The 23,030-nt window shown below is 53.2% G+C and carries 11 protein-coding genes; 5 read left to right on the top strand and 6 right to left on the bottom strand.

The genetic code is table 11. The features are described 5' to 3' along the window. Positions 1–44: 44 nt before the first annotated feature. Positions 45–1,802 (bottom strand): AAA family ATPase, encoded by a 1,758-nt coding sequence (locus BWI76_RS09960; RefSeq protein WP_049100531.1) that lies wholly within the window; start codon positions 1,800–1,802, stop codon positions 45–47. A 185-nt stretch (positions 1,803–1,987) separates the two neighbouring features. On the opposite strand from BWI76_RS09960, the gene matP reads away from it, so the two are divergent. Continuing rightward, positions 1,988–2,440 carry a macrodomain Ter protein MatP gene (gene matP, locus BWI76_RS09965; protein ID WP_004871567.1) on the top strand — a complete coding sequence of 151 codons (453 nt, stop codon included), beginning with the start codon at positions 1,988–1,990 and terminating at the stop codon, positions 2,438–2,440. Between the two features lie 95 nt (positions 2,441–2,535). Here matP and ompA read toward each other — a convergent pair whose 3' ends face one another. Both ompA and sulA read right to left on the bottom strand, forming a co-directional pair. Beyond that, positions 2,536–3,606, bottom strand: coding sequence for a porin OmpA (ompA, locus tag BWI76_RS09970; protein ID WP_004871566.1), 1,071 nt, complete (start codon positions 3,604–3,606; stop codon positions 2,536–2,538). Between the two features lie 353 nt (positions 3,607–3,959). Then, on the bottom strand, positions 3,960–4,469 hold the full coding sequence (gene sulA, locus BWI76_RS09975) for an SOS-induced cell division inhibitor SulA (protein ID WP_025107493.1): 510 nt from the start codon (positions 4,467–4,469) through the stop codon (positions 3,960–3,962). Between the two features lie 462 nt (positions 4,470–4,931). Between sulA and BWI76_RS09980 the strand changes: the two genes are divergently transcribed. Beyond that, entirely contained in the window at positions 4,932–5,555 is a 624-nt protein-coding gene (locus tag BWI76_RS09980) for a TfoX/Sxy family DNA transformation protein (protein WP_049087566.1), read from the top strand. Here the strand turns inward: BWI76_RS09980 and yccS are convergent. Beyond that, entirely contained in the window at positions 5,543–7,678 is a 2,136-nt protein-coding gene (gene yccS, locus BWI76_RS09985; RefSeq protein WP_049087565.1) for a YccS family putative transporter, read from the bottom strand. The genes BWI76_RS09980 and yccS overlap by 13 nt on opposite strands. Before the next feature lie 17 nt (positions 7,679–7,695). Continuing rightward, positions 7,696–8,142: a YccF domain-containing protein gene (locus tag BWI76_RS09990; protein ID WP_004871560.1), complete on the bottom strand. Its 447-nt coding sequence runs from the start codon at positions 8,140–8,142 to the stop codon at positions 7,696–7,698. Positions 8,143–8,264: 122 nt separating this feature from the next. Between BWI76_RS09990 and helD the strand changes: the two genes are divergently transcribed. Continuing rightward, the gene (helD, locus tag BWI76_RS09995; protein ID WP_004871558.1) at positions 8,265–10,319 is read left to right on the top strand and encodes a DNA helicase IV; all 2,055 of its coding nucleotides are present in this window, start codon (positions 8,265–8,267) and stop codon (positions 10,317–10,319) included. 28 nt (positions 10,320–10,347) lie between these two features. Here helD and mgsA read toward each other — a convergent pair whose 3' ends face one another. After that, positions 10,348–10,806 (bottom strand): methylglyoxal synthase, encoded by a 459-nt coding sequence (mgsA, locus tag BWI76_RS10000; protein ID WP_024360052.1) that lies wholly within the window; start codon positions 10,804–10,806, stop codon positions 10,348–10,350. A gap of 154 nt (positions 10,807–10,960) precedes the next feature. Here mgsA and BWI76_RS10005 point away from each other — a divergent pair, with 154 nt between their 5' ends. Both BWI76_RS10005 and BWI76_RS10010 read left to right on the top strand, forming a co-directional pair. Continuing rightward, complete coding sequence (locus BWI76_RS10005; protein ID WP_004871554.1) at positions 10,961–11,374, top strand: CoA-binding protein; 414 nt, start codon at positions 10,961–10,963, stop codon at positions 11,372–11,374. Between the two features lie 603 nt (positions 11,375–11,977). Then, positions 11,978–22,915 carry a BapA/Bap/LapF family large adhesin gene (locus tag BWI76_RS10010; protein WP_064371667.1) on the top strand — a complete coding sequence of 3,646 codons (10,938 nt, stop codon included), beginning with the start codon at positions 11,978–11,980 and terminating at the stop codon, positions 22,913–22,915. Positions 22,916–23,030: the final 115 nt, after the last annotated feature.

Consider the following 23,030-nt stretch of genomic DNA (forward strand, 5'->3'; position numbering starts at 1 on the left):
TCGGGACGCAGGATAGCTAACACGTGTACGCTGAACAAGTCCGATCAGTTCGAACCTGAACCGCCTAACCAGCGTAGCGGCCACGGAAAGCGATGACGACTCTCTTGCTGTGTCGCCTGCGCAATTCGTTCCTGAATGGTTTGCCGTAAAGTTTGTCCTTCGCCGTCCCAGAGCAGCTGGGTCAGAATGGGCAGCGCTTCCGACACGTCATCGACTGCCCAAATAAAGAACTGTTCATCCGAAACGGCCTGCTGCAGTTCCTGCGCCAGGCTCAGATGACGAACGTTGGCGGAGGGGATGATGACGCCCTGTTTACCGGTCAGCCCACGCTGCTGGCAAATAGCGAAGAAGCCCTCAATTTTTTCGTTGAGCCCGCCAACCGGCTGTACGCGACCAAACTGATCGACAGAGCCGGTAACGGCGATGCTCTGATTAATCGGTACATTGGCCAGCGAACTGATCAGCGCGCACAGTTCGGCCATGGAGGCGCTATCGCCATCCACTTCGCTGTAGGACTGCTCGAAGGTCAGGGAGGCGGTGAAGGGAAGCTGTTGTTCGAGCTCCAGCTCGGACATCAGAAACGCCTGCATGATCATCATACCTTTTGCATGAATGTTACCGCCCAGCTCGGCCTTACGTTCAACGTCGATGAATTCGCCGTCGCCAATATGCACGACGCAGCTGATACGCGAAGGCTCGCCAAACGCGCGAGGGTGACCCGGAAACTCAATGACAGAAAGTGCGTTGATTTGTCCTACGCATTCGCCTTCGGTTTCGATCAGGATTTGCTCCTGCAGGATTTCATCCTGGATGCGCTCAGCAAGATAGCCCTCGCGCCACAGACGACGCACCAGCATGGTTTGTATCTCTTCGGCGCTAATCTCTTCACCATCACAGAACGCGGCAGCTTCTCGAAGCTGGCGGGCAATCCAGAGAACGCACAGCGGCAAAGTTTCCTGATCGCCGGTATAACGCGCGCCTTCCTGAATCAGCAGCGGCCAGGCGTTAGCGGACAGTCCCGGAAGTTCAAGCTGTTGAGCATTTTGCCAGACCCACTGGCACCATTGCTTCAGCGTCTCTGCATCAGCAATTTGCAGGTTATCTTCATATTCGCTGTAGATAGCCTGCGCAGAAAGCTCGGGTTCCATCTCCTGGAAATCAGCCAGGGATTCCCGCTCGCCGACGAGGATCACTTTCAGGCTCAGGGGCATAGAAGGGATGCTCACCGGAAGAGGGCGAGATTCATCGAATGACAGCCAGTCAAAACGCTGGCGGGCCACCATATTTTTTAGCCGCATCCACAGTAGGGGCTGAGCCAGTAAGGCGCGCAGGGAGAGAATCAATACGCCGCCGTTGGCGCGATGGACCAGACCGGCTTGTAAGGTGATCTCACCATTAAACTGGCGCACGCAGCCAAACAGCTGCTCTGCTTCGATCCAGTCAGCGGCTTCGACCGGAGCAACGCTGGCGAAATTATCTTCAGCAGTCTGCGCTGGCGTAAGAGAGATTTTTCCGCCATCAACCTGATAGTGAACGCCACAGAGCGTTGCTGCCGGTTGATGTAAAGTTCGGGTTTCATTAGCTAGCCATTGCAGGTACTCCGGTTCTTCCGGAATTTTAACCAGCATAAATGGCGAAATGGCTGGAGTGACCAGTAGCTGCTCCAGGGCATAAAAGAGACGGGGTTGCAGTTCGCCTGAGAGGGATTCCTCTGCGTGAGCCAGGTCGGCTTGTGCAAACAGCGCCTGATAACTTTCCGTATCAGGAGCAAGGTCGTTTCGGGTAAGTTTCGTAATGGTCAAAGTCGCTGTTTTTTAGTCAGATGTAAAACGCGCGATTATACATTATGCAGCGTCTGAGCACACGGGGGATTGCGATTGTCGTGGTGATAACGAATCTACCAACATCACGAAAGATGATTTATTCTCAGCACATCAGGAAAAAACTGATATCCTGAAATGAGTTACACGGTCACATTGAGATCGCAATGAAATATCAACAACTGGAAAACCTTGAAAGCGGCTGGAAATGGACTTATCTGGTAAAAAAGCATCGGGAAGGTGAGCTTATTACCCGCTACATTGAAGCCAGCGCTGCGCAAGCCGCGGTCGATTTATTACTGACGCTCGAAAATGAACCCGTGCTGGTGAATACCTGGATTGAGCAGCATATGAATCCAGAGCTAGTGAACCGCATGAAGCAGACTATCCGCGCCCGACGTAAGCGTCACTTCAACGCGGAGCATCAGCATACGCGTAAAAAGTCTATCGACCTTGAATTCGTGGTCTGGCAGCGCCTTGCAGGTCTGGCGCAAAGACGGGGTAAAACGCTGTCGGAAACTATCGTGCAGTTGATTGAGGATGCTGAGCATAAAGAGAAGTATGCCAGCAAGATGTCCAGCCTGAAGCATGATTTGCAGGTGCTGTTAGGTAAAGAGTAGCGATGCAGGCACCGGGATTCCGCTGCTGTTTTTTGAACGCGGAATTTAAGCCAAAAAAAACCCCGCATTGCGGGGTTTTTTATTGACGATATAACTTAAGCCTGCGGCTGAGTTACAACGTCTTTGTAGCCTTTAACTTCGATCTCTACGCGACGATCCGGACCCAGGCAGTCAATCAGAGCTGCACGAGCTTTCACGTTGTCACAGGTGTTGCCAGTAACCGGGTTGGATTCACCCATACCGCGAGCGGAGATTTTGCTAGCCGGGATACCTTTGGATACCAGGTAATCAACAACGGACTGAGCACGTTTCTCAGACAGCTGCTGGTTGTAGGCATCAGAACCGATACGGTCGGTGTAGCCCAGAACAACTGCGGAACCGTCTTTCGGATCCATGTTGCTCAGCTGGGTGTACAGCTGATCCAGAGCCTGCTGGCCTTCTGGTTTCAGAGTAGATTTGTTGAAGTTGAACAGAACGTCAGACTTCAGGGTGAAGTGCTTGGTAGTCACTTCTGGAGCCGGAGCCGGAGCCGGAGCTACAACCGGAGCAACATCGTCCTGACCGAAACGGTAGGAAACGCCCAGGCTCAGCATGCCGTTATCAGGACGGGTACCAACGGTGCCAGCGTCGCCGATGTTATTAACCCACTGGTATTCCAGACGGGTTGCGATGTCACGAGTAACAGCCCACTCTAAGCCGCCCGCGAATACCGGGGATACGCCAGTGTCGTGTTCGCTACGGGAAACGCCGGTAGAAGCGTAGTTACCTTTGGAGTCTGCGCGCCAAACCATACCACCCAGACGGGTATAGATATCCAGATCGTCAGTGATCGGGTAACCCAGTTTAGCAGTCAGCTGAACGCCCTGAGCTTTGAAAGCGCCGTTGTCAACGCTGCCTTTATAAGCCATACGGCCCAGCCAGTCGTAGCCCATTTCAAAACCGAGGTACGGGTTAACCTGGTAACCACCGAACGCACCAGCACCCAGCTGATCGTTACGAACCGGACCATTGTTACCTTTGAAACCGTTACCGTAGAAACCGGTATCGTGATACTGGGACCAGCCCAGTTTAGCACCTGCGTACCAGGTGTTATCTTTCGGAGCGGCCTGCGCTACGGTAGCGAAGCCAGCCAGTGCCACTGCAATCGCGATAGCTGTCTTTTTCATTTTTTGCGCCTCATTATCATCCAAAATTCGCCATGAAGGTTCAGAAGACCTCACGGTTAAATCCTTCACCCGGGGCGTGACTTGTTGTTAACTATGCTGATACATGCAGCGTAAGCCGATCACCCCTGGCGATGTAAAGTCTACAACTTAGTTCGAAACTTACAAGTGTGAACTCCGTCAGGCATATGAAAAAAAAGGGTTGTGTACGCTATGTTTAACAAATACGGTTGAACTTGTTTGGGGCAAAAAAAGTCGCGAAGCCGCATCAGACAAGCATTTTAACAAAAATGCCCATCAAGAAAGCCCATCTCACGTCAGGGCAAAAAAAATTCCAGGATTAATCCTAAACTCGGTTAATGATACAGATTTGAGTGAATTTTTAGCCCGGAAAGTTGTCTGCCTGGCTGATCGGTATTTCTTACCGGGCGCATGATAAAGCCCATCGCGTGACCCTCTTCTGCAGCGGCAACCAGTCGTTCATGTTCTTCAATGCTCAGTTCTTCTGATAGCCAGCCAATAACGACGCTATAATTTCCGGTGCGCAGTGAGCGAACCATTGATTCCAGGGTATTAGCGGGGGAGAGCTGGCTGATCTGCATAACCTTGGACAGCGGTAAACCGGATGACTGCACCCATTCACGGCTTAGCTTCTGCTGTGGAGTCAGCCAGAGCTGCCAGCGGGACTGCTGACCAAGCTGTTGTAATAAAGGAAGCAATAGTAGCTGCGTCATCATAGGCTGATCTTCGCGATAGACTATTTCACTGATCAGCCCGTTAGCTGGCTGTTCGGCAGCGTCATGAGAGCGACGACGTACTGAAGTAGAAGTCAGTGGTGAACGATTTGCGTGAGCTGATGTAAACATAGTCTATCCCGCCTGTGGGTTACTGTATGCATATACAGTATATGCGACAGGGTGAAAGATCAACTCTATTTTCTCTGTTTCTGGATGAAATTTGTACATCTCAGGGGGTAAGTAAGCGCCGATAGCGTCGGATGTCAGCGCGTACATCATGTGAATTCATCGTTGTCGCGCTTTTTACCTGGATAAATTTTTCTCACAAATGATGACGTTAACCGTCTACGAGTGACCAGAGATACCTGACACTTTGTGCTCTAATGTGATTAATATTAATTAAGCATTTTACTTTTCCTGCTTTTGACTTCATCAACAGGCTATTTTCTGAAAGCCGCTCGCAAAAAAACAAGCTGATTAAAATAAAGAGATAATTCATGTTGCCGCATGAAGAGAAGTCACTTATTTTCTTTATTAACGGATCCGTTAGCAAATTTATGTCTTATTTACATGATTAACAAAGGAATAATCATGAAGAAACTTGTATGTTTTAGGTTCCATCAGTTTCGGGCATGTTTGACTCCATTAGGAAAAATAAGCTGTCGGCCCTTATTTGGTGGCTATAGCCTGGCGATAGACAACACCGTATTTGCCATGATGGCCGAGGGGGAAATCTATCTTCGGGTTTGTGAGCAGAGCGCGGAGTACCGCGTGGCGCATAAAAACCCGCTTTTGAAAATGCAGAAGAATGGTCGTCTGGTCGCGCTGAAGTATTATCATATTGATGAAGGGCTTTGGCAGGATAGCAATATGCTTTTTCATTTATCAGCGCTGTCATTACAGAGCGCTCGCTATGAAAAACATCGGCAGCGGCATTCCGGGAGATTGAAAAATTTGCCAAATATCAGTTTTCACATGGAGCTACAGTTGATTAATTCAGGCATCACCGATGAATTAACGCTGCGTAAGATTGGGGCAAAAGAAGCCTGGCTGAGGTTACGGAAAATGAATAAAGCGCTAACGGTTAATATTCTTTATTGCCTACAGGGAGCCATTGCCGGCGTACATGCGGCCACGCTCCCAACGCAACAGCGTCAGGAGCTTGAGGAGTGGGCGGCGGAACAGATGCAGGAGAGGGAGGCCTATTCAGGTTGAATCTCAACCTGTCGCTGTAGCCGACAAATCTCTGGCAGCAGCGCCAGAAGCAGTCCGATTTGTTGAAGCACCAGCGGCTCCTTGCTCTCGGCACGGGGGTCGAGATGCTGTATCCGGGTCTGCAGGTTTGCTAGAGCTTGCTGTACCCGCTGCTCATCGGCCGGCGAGTGGTGCAGCGCGTCATCAACATAACAAACGGCATCGTCCAGCAGCGCCAGGATATCTGGCGTTGTCAGCTTTTCCCTATGGGCGCCCAGGGCTGAAATATAGCTGGTAAAAGTGTGGTTCAGGCACAACAAACGAAACGCGGTTTCTCGAATTTGCGAGCCCGCTCTTGGTTCAGTTGATAAGTTTGAGACTACTGATGCCAATTCACCGTCCCTGTTGTGCGCGGCTCTTCGCGCAATGCGATAGGCAAGGCGGTTGTCGCGTCCCTGATGATATTGCTCAAGTATGGCGTCTAAATACCGGCAGTTAGCGTTGATTGCTTGTTCGAGTACTCGCGGCAGATTGCGGAATTTCCAGTCAGGCCAAATAAAGCTGACAGCGGCCCAGGCGATAGCGCAGCCGATCAGCGTATCAAATATGCGCGGTAGGGCGACTTCAAAACCTTCACCCAGGAGGTTGAAGCAAAGTAAAACCAGGAGGGTAATGAACATTGTCGCATGGGCGTACTGCACATTACGGAAAGCGAAGAACAGCACGCCGGTTAAAACAATTAAAAACAGCTGGCCTTCAACGGACGGAACGAGAAGCAGCACCGGGAGACCTATCGCCACGCCGATGAGAGTACCGATTATCCTTAACGCCAGCCGGTGTCGAGTCGCGTTATAGTTTGGCTGGCAAACAAACAGGCTGGTCAGCAATATCCAGTAACCATGATTCAGCCCGGTCAGCTGGATAAAAGCGTAGCCAGCGCACAGGACCAACGACATACGAACCGCATGGCGAAACAGGGCGGACTCGGGGGACATATTACTGCGTAAGCGCAGCCAGACATCGCCAAAACCGCCAGGCTGGTCGTCAGCCAGCAGGTTTTCCGTGTTGTTACTGAACTGCGCGGTGGTCTGGACAGATTCAATTGTCGCCAGCTGGGCGTCAATTGCGCGTAGGTTATTAAGCAAAAACCCTAACGCCTTAATCTGTTCTGCCGGCGCGCCGCTGGCTTTTACGCGATCGAGCGCGGCGTCAAGGTGCATAAAAGCGCGCTCAAAGTGAGTATCGTGAAGATAGGGTTCGCGCAGCAGGATGGCACGAGACAGTTTCTGGCAGGCCTGCGCCTGCATGGACAGCATTCTCTGGAAGCGGAACATCACGTCGCTGTAACGAAAGCGATCGCGCAGCGTTTGGTATTGAATATGCGAAGAGCTAGCGCGTTCGTGGATATCCTGCGCCACGAAGTAATACTGCAGGGTGCGACGCGTTCCGCGCTGCCCGCGATCCCCGCGCAGGCGCGTCAGCAGGGAAACTTTGGTCTGATTCAGGGTTGCCACTAGCTGGCCGTTGGCTATGGCCAGGTCATACAGAGGAGCCTGGCTTTCATCTTCAATATCCGGATCGAACAGGCGCGATTTAAGTTCAAGATAGTGCGCCAACTGCTCGTAGCTGCGTGCAAGGTTATCCTGAAGGGGACGGATGGGGAAAATAAGATGCCCTGCGAGGGTGAGTAAGTTGTACCACACCGCCCCGGCCAGCAAAAACAGCGGCTGGAGATACCAGTGGCTATAAAGCGTTACCCCCAGCATGGTATAGATGGCGATTAACAAGGCACCAAAGGCGATTGTGGCATAGCGCTGGCCCAGCCCGCCGAGCAAAATAAAGCCGATGGTAGAAACGGTTAATCCTGCTGCGAATAACCACGGCCAGGGAAAGAGCAGTTCCACCGAGGCCGAGGCAATAAAAAAGCACACGAGGGTAATGGCCAGATTACGCAGACGTCCTGTCAGGCGGTCATCAAGGTCGGTCAGCGCCGCTGCCACGACCCCAAGCGTTAAAGGAATCGTGAGTTTTACTTCGCCAAGCCACCAGGGAAACGCGGTCGTGCCGCAGAGGGCGATAAAAATCCTGATGTTATATAACCAGGCGCTGTTCCGGGTATAGCGGCGTAGCAGGGGGGTGAGCATTTCTGTGTTCCATTCAGTTACTGAAAGCGGCGGCGCGCATTGGCTTCACGCGCAGCACGAGCGGTCTCGACGGAGACGACTCGACGGCCTACTGGCCATAAAGCAATAGCGGCGATTTTGAAATTGGCGATGCCAACCGGAATGCCGATGATGGTCAGGCATTGTGCGATACCACAAAAGATGTGCATCAGGCACAGCCACCAGCCAAAGAAAATAAACCATAAAATATTCAATAGTGTCCCGCCCGCGTTTAGCAGGCTATTCTTTCCCTGAGGATCGAGTTCATCAACATGAACGGCTTCATTACCATAGGGTAGAAGAGAGAGTTTTGTTATCTCCCAGCAGGAGCGGGTGAGAGGTAGCGTAAAGATCAGCACGATGCTGACCAACGTCGCCAGAAGCCAGCCGAGCGTGGTGGCGAATCCGCCAAGGATAAAGTTTAAAATATTCAGAACGGTACGCATAAACCCTCTGTTTAATTCCGTGGATAATAAGGCCTGGCCATTGTAGCGTTTTTTACGCTGGAGCACCCGGTCGCTGGCGGTTAAACTTAAAAACATCCAACCTGATTGAAATTCGACATTATATGGAACTTAGAGCGACAACATTGGGCAAGCGCATGGCTCAGCATCCTTATGATAGGGTGCAACTTCTTAATGCCGGAGTAAAGGTTTCCGGCGACAGTCATGAATATCTTATACCTTTCAATCAGTTATTATCAATTCATTGCAAGCGTGGTCTGGTATGGGGGGAACTGGAATTTATCCTGCCGGGCGAGAAAGTTGTGCGTTTGCATGGCACCGAATGGAATGAAACCCAGCGTTTTTACCATCATTTGAACACGCTCTGGCAGCAGTGGAGCGAGGAAATGAGCGATATCGCCGCTGATGTCCTTCGCCAGCAACTGGCTGACGTGGCGCGTTCCAGCGCAGAGGGGAAGTGGTTGACGCGTCAGCAGGTGACCGATATCCAGCGTAAAATACGCCATGCGCTTGGCGGATTACCTGTGCCAACAGCCCGTCTTGACGCTTTCGATAACTGCCGCGAGTTATGGCGGCAATGTCAGAGTTGGTTGAGTAATACCGAAAAAGCCAGGCTCGAGCATAATCAAACGTTTACTGAATCAATGCTGGAACAATACCGCGGCTTTTTTGCCGCGGTAGAATCATCGCCACTGAATCCGGCTCAGGCGCGCGCAGTGGTGAACGGCGAGCGTTCGTTGTTAGTGCTGGCAGGTGCCGGAAGCGGTAAAACTTCCGTATTAGTGGCGCGCGCTGGCTGGCTATTGACTCGTGGCGAAGCGGCGGCCGAGCAAATTCTGCTCCTGGCATTTGGTCGACAAGCCGCGCAGGAGATGGATGAGCGCATCCGCGAGCGCCTGGGTACTGAAGAGATCTCTACGCGCACTTTTCATTCCCTGGCTCTGTATATTATTCAGCAGGGCAGTAAAAAAGCTCCGACGATCAGCAAGCTGGAGAACGACAGCGCCGCGCGGCAAAAACTCTTAGTTCAGAACTGGCAGCAGCAGTGCCAGGAGAAAAAAGCGCAGGCGAAAGGCTGGCGACTGTGGCTGGAAGAAGAAATGGACTGGCAGATCCCAGAAGGGGATTTTTGGCAGGATAAAACGCTGCAGCGTCGTATCGCCAGTCGCCTTGATCGCTGGGTTAGCCTGATGCGTATGCATGGCGGCTCGCAGGCGGAAATGATTGCCGGAGCGCCTGAAGAGGTACGTGATCTTTTTGGCAAGCGCGTCAAGCTGATGGCCCCTTTGCTAAAAGCGTGGAAAACGGCGTTAAAAGATGAAAATGCCGTCGATTTTTCCGGCCTGATTCATCAGGCGATTAATGTTCTGGATAAGGGGCGCTTTGTCAGCCCGTGGAAGCATATTCTGGTGGATGAGTTTCAGGATATCTCACCGCAGCGGGCATCCCTACTCGCCGCGTTACGTCGGCAAAACACACAGACTACGCTGTTTGCCGTTGGCGATGACTGGCAGGCTATCTACCGTTTTAGCGGTGCTCAGCTCTCTTTAACAACGGCCTTTAATCACTATTTTGGCGAAGGAGATTGCTGCGCGCTGGATACGACGTACCGATTTAATAGTCGGATAGGAGAGGTCGCCAACGGGTTTATCCAACAAAATCCGCATCAGTTAACGAAACCGCTAAACAGCCTGGTCGCAGGGGACAAAAAAGCGGTGACGTTACTAGCGCAGGACAAACTCGACGATCTGCTTGATAAAATGAGCGGTTATGTCAAACGAGAACAGCGGATTTTGTTGTTAGCTCGCTACCATCATTTGAAGCCGGCGGCGCTGGAGAAAGCCGCCACGCGCTGGCCGCATCTGCATCTCGATTTTATGACTATTCATGCCAGCAAAGGGCAACAGGCAGATTACGTCATTATTCTTGGCCTTCAGGAGGGGGATGACGCGTTTCCCGCACCGGCGCGCGAGTCGATTATGGAGCAGGCGCTATTACCACAGCCGGAGGATTTTCCCGATGCCGAAGAGAGGCGTTTACTGTATGTCGCCATCACCCGCGCACGTCTACGCGTATGGTTATTGTTTAATAAAGAACAACCTTCGCCGTTTGTTGAAATGTTAGAGGCGCTGGGTGTCCCGGTAGCAAGAAAACCATAATGACTGGCGGCATGGCCGCCAGCAGGTTTTATTTCAGACGCTCTGCAAGGTAGCGTTGATAATCAGGGATCAGGATATCAACAGGGTCGTTGAAGTGCGGGGACTGGATAATAAAGTCGGCGGTCGAAACGTTGGTGGCGACGGGAATATTCCATACCGTTGCCAAACGTAATAACGCTTTCACATCCGGATCGTGCGGCACGGCATTCAGCGGATCCCAGAAAAAAATCAATACATCGATTTTACCTTCTGAAATCAGCGCTCCTACCTGCTGGTCGCCGCCCATGGGACCACTCAGCATCGCCTGCACCTCCAGCCCGGTTGCGCGTGACACCAGATTTCCGGTCGTTCCTGTTGCCGATAACGTGTGCTGCGCCAGCAGTTGCTGGTGGCGCTCGACCCATTTCATCAGCATATCTTTACAGTGATCGTGAGCGACCAGTGCAATATGCTTGCGCGCTGGCAATGTACGTGTTGTTAGTTCCATCATTTCATTCCACATTTTGGCCTGTAGACAGATTACTGGAAGTGATTGTTGCTGCAAGCGTCAGGATGAAAAAATTTGACGCATCTGTAGGTCAGGACTCATGCTGATTCATCCGGATTAGCATACACTTGGGCTAAATAGCAGGAGGATGATGATGAAAGAGAATGATATCGCAGGTATTCTGACCTCGACGCGGACTATCGCCCTGGTGGGAGCAAGCGACAAACCTGACCGCCCCAGCTACCGGGTGATGAAGTACCTTCTGGATCAGGGATATCACGTTATTCCCGTTTCCCCTAAGGTGGCAGGTACTACTCTTCTGGGGCAAAAGGGATATGCCACGCTTGCTGACGTGCCGGAAAAAGTAGATATGGTCGATGTTTTCCGTAACTCGGAAGCGGCCTGGGGCGTTGCCCAGGAGGCGGTGGCTATCGGTGCGAAAACGCTGTGGCTACAGCTGGGGGTAATCAACGAACAGGCGGCTGTCCTCGCCCGGGATGCTGGACTTAACGTGGTGATGGATCGCTGTCCGGCGATTGAGATCCCTCGATTGGGACTAGCCCGATAAACCTAAAACCCCGCCTGACGGGGTTTTAGGTTTATCAATATTAATTAAGTTATTTAGGGGCAGAATTTTAATTAAAACTACATCGAAACGTTTCTTTATTTAAAAATAAATCACATTATCTCTGTGGGTTTAACGGACACCTTCCTGACTTTATCTCCCTTATTACGAAAAATCTTCTCCGACAGATAATTTATTTTTTATAAATAAACCATAGAAAATACATGGGGAATCCTTGTAAAATATTTTAAAGTTTAAAAAAATAATTGTTTTTTCTCATGTCATTTATATGACTAATATCACAGATATTTTTCGGGTAGCGCTTGAAAGCAGGTTTGGTGATATAGGAAATGTATTATCCATAATTTTATCTTCATTGTAATAACCGTGAGTAACGATTTTAATTATAGCCTTAATTAACATTTTAAAATGTAAGCTTATTATTTTAACTGGTTGTAATTTAATGTTTTTTATTTATTTCAGAATGTAAATCATCTGTTTGCCTTTAACCTTGCGGGACGCCGGGAACTGGTATATCTAATAAGGTGCATAATTAAGAATTATCTCATACCTCTGACTGCGTCTTCATCTCAAGGGTGCAACCTGATGAAAAATATAAATGTGACAGTGAAAGAAACAGGTGTTGAATACACCGTTGATGGTAATCAAATTAATCTCAATACGCAGTCAGTGGTTCTCCTGCACGTTAAACGTGAGGATATAAGTTCGTATACCCGCCAAGGTAATGATCTTGTTCTAAAACTCCATAACGGTGACACCGTTACAATTAAAAACTTTTTCGTTGTGGATGAGCATGGGCAGCACAGTGATTTGGTTCTTATGGATGATGAGACCGGCGCATTATGGTGGTTGGAAGGCGCGGGTACCGATGGAGCACACTACTCGCTGATTAGCGATCTTTCAGAAGTCATCGCGACCGGTGGCGCAGGACAAAGTATTGCTGGTTGGGTCATGGCGGGCGCGGCTTTGCTGGGCATTGCGGCGATGTTCGCCGGCACCTCAAACAAAGACCACCACTCTTCGGTCTCTGAAAGCGACTCAGATGCTGATAGTGACTCGGACTCCGATAGTGATACGGATTCGGACAGCGATTCGGACTCCGACAGCGACTCCGATTCGGATAGTGATTCGGATAGTGATTCGGATTCTGACAGCGACTCCGATTCAGATAGTGACTCTGATAGCGATGGCGACTCCGATGCCGATAGCGATTCGGATTCTGACAGCGACTCAGATACCGAGTTACCTACCGCGGCAGAGAATATTACGGTGAATGACAATGTCGGTCCCATCACCGGCGTTCTGCATTCTGGAGATGTAACCGACGATACGACCCCAGAGATTAAAGGAACGGCAGAAGCAGGGGCAACAATAACGATTTACGACGGCGATACCGTACTAGGTACTGTCGTGGTGGATGAGAATGGCAACTGGAGCTTCACTTTACCGGAGCTGAGCGAGGGGACCCACAACCTCAGCGCGACGGTGACCGACAAAGCCGGGAACGTCAGCGAGCGTTCACCGGCGTTTGAGCTGACGATAGATACCACTGCGCCCGCTGCCAGCGCTCCACAGGTAACCGATGACGTAGCTGAGCACACTGGTCCGCTGCAGAGCGGAGATCTGACCAACGACACCACGCCGACCCTGAGCGGCACAGCGGAAGCGGGCGCTACGGTCACGATCTATGACGGCGACACCGTGCTGGGCACCGTGATTGCGGGTGTTGACGGGCGCTGGAGCTTTACTCCGGAAGCGCTGGCCGAAGGTAGCCACAGCCTGAGCACCACGGTGACCGACAAAGCCGGGAACGTCAGCGAGCGTTCACCGGCGTTTGAACTTACGGTGGACACTACGGTGGTGCCGGTCAGCGATCTGCAGGTGACTGATAATGCAGGTGAAGAAACAGGCATTCTCAACAACGGCAGCGTAACGGATGATGATACGCCGACCCTGAGCGGCACGGCGGAAGCGGGTGCCACGGTCACAATTTATGACGGTGATACCGTCCTGGGCACTGCGATAGCGGGCGAGGATGGCCGCTGGAGCTTTACCCCGGGAGCGCTGGCCGAAGGTAGCCACAGCCTGAGCACGACGGTGACCGACAAGGCCGGGAACGTCAGCGAGCGTTCCCCGATATTTGAATTGACTGTCGATCTCAGCGATGACTCGGATTCCGACAGCGATTCGGACTCCGACAGTGACTCGGATTCGGACTCGGACAGTGATTCGGATTCTGACAGCGACTCGGACTCTGACAGCGATTCTGACTCTGACAGTGATTCGGATTCCGATAGCGATTCCGACTCTGACAGTGACTCGGATTCTGACAGCGATTCGGATTCCGACAGTGATTCGGATTCGGACAGCGATTCGGATTCTGACAGCGACTCGGATTCTGACAGCGATTCTGACTCGGATAGCGACTCCGACTCTGACAGCGATTCAGACTCTGACAGCGATTCGGATTCTGACAGCGATTCGGATTCTGACAGTGACTCGGATTCCGACAGCGATTCTGACTCTGACAGCGATTCCGATTCCGACAGTGATTCGGATTCTGACAGCGACTCCGACTCTGACAGCGATTCTGACTCTGACAGTGATTCGGATGCTGACAGCGACTCCGACAGTGATTCGGATTCCGACAGCGACTCCGATTCCGACAGTGACTCGGACTCTGACAGCGACTCCGATTCCGATAGTGATGCCGACTCTGACAGCGACTCGGATTCCGATAGCGACTCCGATTCCGACAGTGACTCGGATTCTGACAGCGATTCTGACTCTGACAGCGATTCGGATTCCGACAGCGATTCTGACTCGGATAGCGACAGCGATTCGGACTCGGACAGCGATTCGGATTCTGACAGTGACTCGGATTCCGACAGCGATTCTGACTCTGACAGCGATTCCGATTCCGACAGTGATTCGGATTCTGACAGCGACTCCGACTCTGACAGCGATTCTGACTCTGACAGTGATTCGGATTCCGACAGTGACTCCGATTCCGATAGTGACTCGGATAGCGACAGCGATTCAGACTCGGACAGTGATTCGGATTCTGACAGCGACTCGGATAGCGACAGCGACTCCGATTCTGACTCCGACAGCGATTCGGATTCTGACAGCGACTCGGATTCGGACAGTGACTCGGATTCCGACAGCGATTCTGACTCGGACAGTGACTCGGATTCTGACAGCGACTCGGATTCCGATAGCGATTCCGATAGCGACAGCGATTCCGACTCTGACAGTGACTCGGATTCCGACAGCGATTCCGACTCCGACAGTGATTCGGACTCTGACAGCGATTCGGACTCGGACAGTGATTCGGATGCTGACAGCGACTCCGACAGTGACTCCGACTCCGACAGTGACTCCGATTCCGACAGTGACTCGGATTCGGACAGCGATTCAGACTCTGACAGCGATTCGGATTCGGACAGCGATTCCGATTCCGACAGCGACTCGGATTCGGACAGTGACTCGGATTCGGACAGCGATTCAGACTCTGACAGCGATTCGGATTCGGACAGCGATTCCGATTCCGACAGCGACTCGGATTCGGACAGTGATTCGGATGCTGACAGCGACTCGGATTCGGACAGTGACTCGGATTCGGATAGCGATTCAGACTCTGACAGCGACTCGGACTCCGACAGTGATTCGGATAGCGACAGTGATTCGGATTCTGACAGCGACTCCGATTCTGACTCCGACAGCGATTCGGATTCCGACAGTGACTCGGATTCCGACAGCGATTCTGACTCGGACAGCGACTCGGATTCCGACAGTGACTCCGATTCCGACAGCGATTCTGACTCGGACAGCGACTCGGATTCCGACAGCGACTCCGATTCTGACAGCGACTCGGACTCGGACAGTGATTCAGATTCCGACAGCGACTCGGATAGCGACAGCGACTCCGATTCTGACAGTGACTCGGATTCGGACAGTGATTCAGACTCCGACAGCGATTCGGATTCCGACAGCGATTCTGACTCTGACAGCGACTCCGACTCTGACAGCGATTCAGACTCTGACAGCGATTCGGATTCTGACAGCGACTCGGATTCTGACAGTGACTCGGATTCTGACAGCGATTCGGATTCTGACAGTGATTCAGACTCTGACAGCGATTCCGATTCCGACAGTGATTCGGATTCTGACAGCGACTCTGACTCCGACAGCGATTCTGATTCCGACAGCGATTCCGACTCCGACAGCGACTCGGATTCCGACAGTGATTCGGATTCCGACAGCGACTCTGATAGCGACAGCGATTCGGATTCGGATTCAGACAGCGACTCCGATGCAGACAGTGACTCCGATTCTGACAGCGACTCGGACTCTGACAGCGATTCCGATTCCGACAGTGATTCGGATTCTGACAGCGACTCCGACTCTGACAGTGATTCGGATTCTGACAGTGACTCGGATTCCGACAGTGACTCGGATTCGGACAGTGACTCGGATTCGGACAGCGATTCGGACTCGGACAGTGATTCGGATTCGGACAGCGATTCAGACTCTGACAGCGACTCGGATTCCGACAGCGATTCGGACTCTGACAGCGACTCAGACTCTGACAGCGACTCGGATTCGGACAGTGACTCGGATTCCGACAGCGACTCGGACTCTGACAGCGATTCCGATAGCGACAGCGACAGCGATTCCGATTCTGACAGCGATTCGGATTCGGACAGCGATTCCGATTCCGACAGCGACTCTGATAGCGACAGCGATTCGGATTCTGACAGCGATTCGGATTCCGACAGCGACTCAGATTCCGACAGCGATTCGGACTCGGACAGCGATTCTGACTCTGACAGCGACTCGGATTCCGACAGCGACTCTGATAGCGACAGCGATTCGGATTCAGACAGCGATTCTGATTCGGACAGTGACTCGGATTCGGACAGCGATTCGGATTCCGACAGCGACTCTGACTCCGACAGCGATTCGGATTCTGACAGCGATTCGGATTCCGACAGCGACTCGGATTCGGACAGTGACTCGGATTCCGACAGCGACTCAGACTCAGACTCTGACAGCGACTCGGATTCGGACAGTGACTCGGATTCCGACAGCGATTCGGACTCTGACAGCGACTCCGATTCCGACAGTGATTCTGACTCCGACAGCGACTCGGATTCTGACAGTGATTCCGACTCTGACAGCGATTCGGATTCGGACAGCGACTCGGATAGCGACAGCGATTCTGACTCTGACAGCGATTCGGATTCCGACAGCGACTCCGACTCTGACAGCGATTCGGATTCTGACAGTGACTCGGATTCGGACAGCGACTCTGACTCCGACAGTGATTCGGATAGCGACAGCGATTCCGACTCTGACAGCGACTCGGATTCGGACAGTGACTCGGATTCGGACAGTGACTCGGATTCGGACAGCGATTCGGATTCCGACAGTGACTCGGATTCCGACAGTGACTCCGATTCCGACAGCGATTCTGACTCGGACAGCGACTCGGATTCCGACAGTGACTCCGATTCCGACAGCGATTCTGACTCGGACAGCGACTCGGATTCCGACAGCGACTCCGATTCTGACAGCGACTCGGACTCGGACAGTGATTCAGATTCCGACAGCGACTCGGATAGCGACAGCGACTCCGATTCTGACAGTGACTCGGATTCGGACAGTGATTCAGACTCCGACAGCGATTCGGATTCCGACAGCGATTCTGACTCTGACAGCGACTCCGACTCTGACAGCGATTCAGACTCTGACAGCGATTCGGATTCTGACAGCGACTCGGATTCTGACAGTGACTCGGATTCTGACAGCGATTCGGATTCTGACAGTGATTCAGACTCTGACAGCGATTCCGATTCCGACAGTGATTCGGATTCTGACAGCGACTCGGATTCCGACAGTGACTCGGATTCCGACAGTGACTCCGATTCCGACAGCGATTCTGACTCGGACAGCGACTCGGATTCGGACAGCGACTCGGATTCCGACAGCGACTCGGATTCCGACAGCGATTCGGATTCCGACAGTGACTCAGACTCCGACAGCGACTCGGATTCTGACAGTGATTCCGACTCTGACAGCGATTCGGATTCGGACAGCGACTCGGATAGCGACAGCGATTCGGATTCCGACAGCGATTCGGATTCTGACAGCGATTCTGACTCTGACAGCGACTCCGATTCCGATAGTGACTCGGATAGCGACAGCGACTCGGATTCAGACAGCGATTCGGATTCAGACAGCGACTCCGATTCCGACAGCGACTCGGACTCTGACAGCGATTCTGACTCGGACAGCGACTCGGACTCTGACAGCGACTCGGATATTCCGCAGGCCAACGCGGATACCAATACTGCGCTGATCTCTGAGAACCATGACAATCTCGATGGTGTAAACGGTACGATTACCCAGTTGACTGGCGTGAACTTGCTTGGCGTAGTTGATGTTTCGCTGCTTAGCGGCAACAACTTTGACTTTACCGTCGCGAGTGGAACGACTCAGGATGTGGTGCTGGATATTTCCGGCGGGACAACGCTGAGTTCGGCGGCACTGATCAATACGCTGCTGCTTCTGCTGGGCGGTACCGATACCTTCCAGGCCGATCTCGCGGTGGTGAATACGGCGACCGGCGAAGTGGTTGCGTTGGCGTCGAATGCGGTGACTATCACGGCGGGAGGCGTCAGCCTGGATTACAGCGGTGGCGCCAGCTTCAGCGATCTGCCGGAAGGTAACTATACGGTGGTGATCTCGTCGCCGACGAATACCGGACTGCTGCCGACGCTGGTGAACTTCCTGGCAAATATCAGCGTGGTGACCGCGGTGGATGTTGCGGTAACCGATTCCGTAGGATACGAGTCCGCGATTATCAGCGGTAACGTCCTGCAGACGGATGCTGGCGGGGATGTTGGTGATATCGGTACGGATATTACCGTGACTAGCATCATTGCGACTTCGGTGCCGGGGGCAACGGCGGAAACGGTTAGTTCAGGTGGAACGATTGTCGAGGGCGCCTACGGTACGCTGGTGATCTATGCCGATGGTTCTTACACCTATCACGCGACCGGGGACGCTGATTCTGTCGGCCAAACGGAGGTCTTTACCTACACCATTACGGATGCGGATGGTGATACGGCTACCACGACGCTGACTATCAATATTGGTCTGGCTGATGATACGGATAGCGATGCGGATTCGGACAGCGACTCGGATTCGGACAGTGACTCGGATTCCGACAGCGATTCGGACTCTGACAGCGACTCCGATTCCGACAGCGATTCGGATTCCGACAGCGATTCGGATTCCGACAGTGACTCTGACTCCGACAGCGACTCGGATTCTGACAGTGATTCCGACTCTGACAGCGATTCGGATTCGGACAGCGACTCGGATAGCGACAGCGATTCGGACTCTGACAGCGATTCTGACTCGGACAGCGACTCGGATAGCGACAGCGATTCGGACTCGGACAGCGACTCGGATTCTGACAGCGATTCGGATTCCGACAGTGACTCTGACTCCGACAGCGACTCGGATTCTGACAGCGATTCCGACTCTGACAGCGATTCTGACTCTGACAGCGACTCGGATTCCGACAGCGATTCTGACTCGGACAGTGATTCGGATTCTGACAGCGACTCGGACTCTGACAGCGATTCGGATGCTGACAGTGACTCCGATTCGGACAGCGACTCGGATTCGGACAGTGACTCGGATTCGGACAGCGATTCGGATTCCGACAGCGACTCGGATTCGGACAGTGACTCGGATTCGGACAGCGATTCAGACTCTGACAGCGATTCGGATTCGGACAGCGATTCCGACAGCGACTCTGACTCTGACAGCGACTCGGATAGCGACAGCGATTCTGACTCTGACAGCGACTCGGATTCTGACAGCGATTCCGACAGCGACTCGGATTCGGACAGTGACTCGGATTCCGACAGTGATTCTGACTCTGACAGCGACTCGGATTCTGACAGCGATTCCGATTCGGACAGCGACTCGGATTCTGATAGTGACTCGGACTCCGACAGCGATTCGGATTCCGACAGCGATTCTGATTCTGATAGTGACTCGGACTCCGACAGCGATGCGGATTCGGACAGCGATTCGGACTCTGACAGTGACTCGGATTCCGACAGCGATTCGGACTCTGACAGCGACTCGGATTCTGACAGCGACTCGGATTCTGACAGCGATTCCGATTCGGACAGCGACTCGGATTCTGATAGTGACTCGGACTCCGACAGCGATTCGGATTCCGACAGCGATTCTGATTCGGATAGTGACTCGGACTCCGACAGCGATGCGGATTCGGACAGCGATTCTGACTCTGACAGCGACTCCGATTCTGACAGTGACTCGGATTCCGACAGTGACTCCGATTCTGACAGCGACTCTGACTCCGACAGCGACTCGGATAGCGACAGCGATTCTGATTCGGATAGTGACTCGGATTCCGACAGTGACTCCGATTCCGACAGCGATTCCGATTCGGATAGTGACTCGGACTCCGACAGCGATTCCGATTCTGACAGCGATTCGGATTCAGACAGCGACTCCGATAGCGATATCGAGGCTGTACCGGATAGCAACAGCCCGGATGTGGTGACTCAGGACGGAAACCTGAATAACGTCAGCGGCACCAGCGGTCAACTGGTTGGCCTGACGCTACTCAGCACCGTCGATGTCTCGCTGCTGTCGGGCAATAATCTGCGCTTTAGCGTGGGTTCCGGAACCGTTGAGGATATGACGGTGTCGGTGAACGGCAACTCGCTGCTCACGGCGAGCGGATTGCTGACCACCATCGTCAACCTGCTGGGGGCTGGCAACACCCTGAGCGCCGATCTGTCGGTGGTGAATACGGTCACCGGCGAAGTCGTGGCGATTGCGGAAAACAGCGTCTCTATCTCGGCGAGCCTGCTTGGCGGGCTCACCTATAGCGGCACGGCGTCCTTTGCCAATCTGCCGGCGGGCGACTACACCATGATTATCTCCGCGCCGGAAAGTAACGGCGCCTTGGTATCGCTGATCAACGCGCTGGCGGAGGCTCAGGTAGCAAGCTTCGTCAACGTGGACGTGACGGACTCCGTTGGGTATAGCGTCGGCGCCATTGAAGGAAACGTGCTGGACAACACCGCCAGCGGCGATATGCAGGACAGCGGCCAGGGCATCACGGTCACCAGCGCGGTATCGGACTCCGTTGACGGATCGACCGCAGTGACCGTGACCAGCGCTGGCGTCAACGTCACGGGGGCCTATGGCGTACTGACCATTCACTCTGACGGCAGCTATAGCTACCAGTTGACCAAAGGCGGAGCCGCTGTCGGTCAATCGGATGTCTTTAGCTACACCATTACCGATGCAGCGGGGAATACATCGACCACTTCTCTGACGATCAATATTGGAGGAAATATCGAACCGGCGCAGGCCAATCCGGATGCGCAGGAGACGGACCTGACCGCGACGTTCGATAATCTTAATGGCGAAAGCGGTACCGTCGGACAACTGGTCGGCGTCTCGTTACTCGGTAACGTCAATGTAGGTTTGCTTAACGGCAATAGTTTTGACTTTGACGTCGCCGCCGGCGCGAACGAAAAAGTGCTGCTCACTGTCTCGGGGAGCACTGGCCTGAGCCTGGGCGCGGCCTTGAGCACGTTGCTGAGCCTGCTGGGCGGGGCATCGTCCTTTACGGCGGATCTCTCAATCGTCGATAAGGCGACCGGCGAAGTGGTGCAGGTTCTGACCAACGCCGTCAATATTAATGTTGACGGACTGGGTCTCAGCCTGGGCTACAGCGGCGGCGGCTGGTCCTCAATGTTACCTTCAGGATCGTACACGGCGGTGGTCTCTTCACCGAATACCGGCGGCCTGTTGGGCGCGTTGCTGGACCTGAACCTGGGCACCTTTATCAACGTGTCGGTCACCGACTCTGAGGGCTATCACACCGACAGCCTGACGGGGAACGTCCTGCAAAGCGATGGCGACGGCGACGTGGCGGACTCCGGGGTAAATATTAAGGTGACCAGCGTCACCGCCACCTCGGTTACCGACGCCGATCCGGTGGCGGTCACCAGCAGCGGAACGACGATAGCCGGTGCCTGGGGATCGCTGACCATTCACAGCGACGGTAGCTATACCTATCAGCCTTATGGCGGAGTGAATAGCGTCGGCCAATCGGAGGTCTTTACCTACACCATAACCGACAGTCTGGGTCACACGGCGAGCACGACGCTGACGTTCGATATCGACAGCCCGGCTTCGCTGGCGGTGAATGACGTGGTTGCGCTGAACGTGGCAACGGCGCTGGCAACGGTGAATGTTCCGGCGATTGACACCTCTGGGCTGAACACCAGCGGTAAGTCGAGCGGGAGCGGAGTATCAGCGAGTAAGTTGATTAACTTTAGCGTGGGGGCCGATCGCGAAATGGATACCCTCTCGGTGAATGTGAATTACACCGCGAGTGGCTCAGTGGTCAATACCGTCAGGATTGACAGCACGGTCAGCATTTATCACGTACTCAGCGATGGTAGTAAGGTCCTGGTATGGCAAGGGACGCCGACAGAAAGCTTGACCACGATTATCGGCGCCACAGCTAGCGCTACGGATACGCTAACGCTAACGGGTGTGGCATTGAGCGAAGGAAATTACGAGATGGTCCTGGCTTCTAAAGCTACTGCCACTCTGGATAATTTCGTCACCACACCACCGAACTATACGGTAGGTGCAACGATCGCCGGTACGACGATCGATACCGCAACGCATTATACGGTGGCAGGAACCAACGTCAGCGGGAATATCCAGAACGGAAACAACTCGGGCGGTACGGAAGATTTCCATGGCGTGCTGTATGCCTCATACACCGTCGCCGGACATACTTCCTCTGGCAGTGCCGAATCATGGACCTTCCACAGCAACGGCAGTATCACCACCAGCGACGGTAGTAGCGTAAGCGCAACCAGCGTCACAATTTACGGTGACTATGGCAACCTGACGATGGCGAATAATGGTTCTTATACCTACAGTCTGAATGCAGGTCTGGATGTGTCGACAATCACCCACAAGGAGGTCTTTGCCTACACGGTGAACGACAGCAATGGCGGCTCTTCCGCGGCGACGCTGACCATCGATCTGCATCCGCAGATTACCGGCAGCGTGAACGGCGACGATATTCACAGCACCGCTTATGACGATACCTTCACCCTGGGTATCGGGGCCGACACGGTGGTTTACAACCTGCTGGCTGATGACAATAGCGGCGGCAACGGCGGCGATACCTGGAAGGATTTCTCGGTTGCGCAAGGGGATCATATCGATGTGTCGGCGCTGCTGGTTGACTGGGATGGTAACAGCAGCAGCCTGGGCAACTATGTGACCCTGAGCTACGTTGGCAATAACACGGTGGTATCCATCGACCGCGACGGCGGGGCCGGAGACCATCAATCAACAACCTTAATTACGCTGGAAGGGGTGCATATCAATTCGCTCAACGAGCTGATTGATACGAATAACTCCAACTAACAGGCGTTATAACGCTGATGGCGCAGGGACGCGCCGTCGAGGTTATTTAATAGGGGAGGAATGAATCGGTCAGTGAACCGGGAGATAGCCGACTATCATTTAATAAAAATAATGA

The organism is Klebsiella sp. M5al (assembly GCF_002090195.1).
Lineage (GTDB): Bacteria > Pseudomonadota > Gammaproteobacteria > Enterobacterales > Enterobacteriaceae > Klebsiella > Klebsiella grimontii.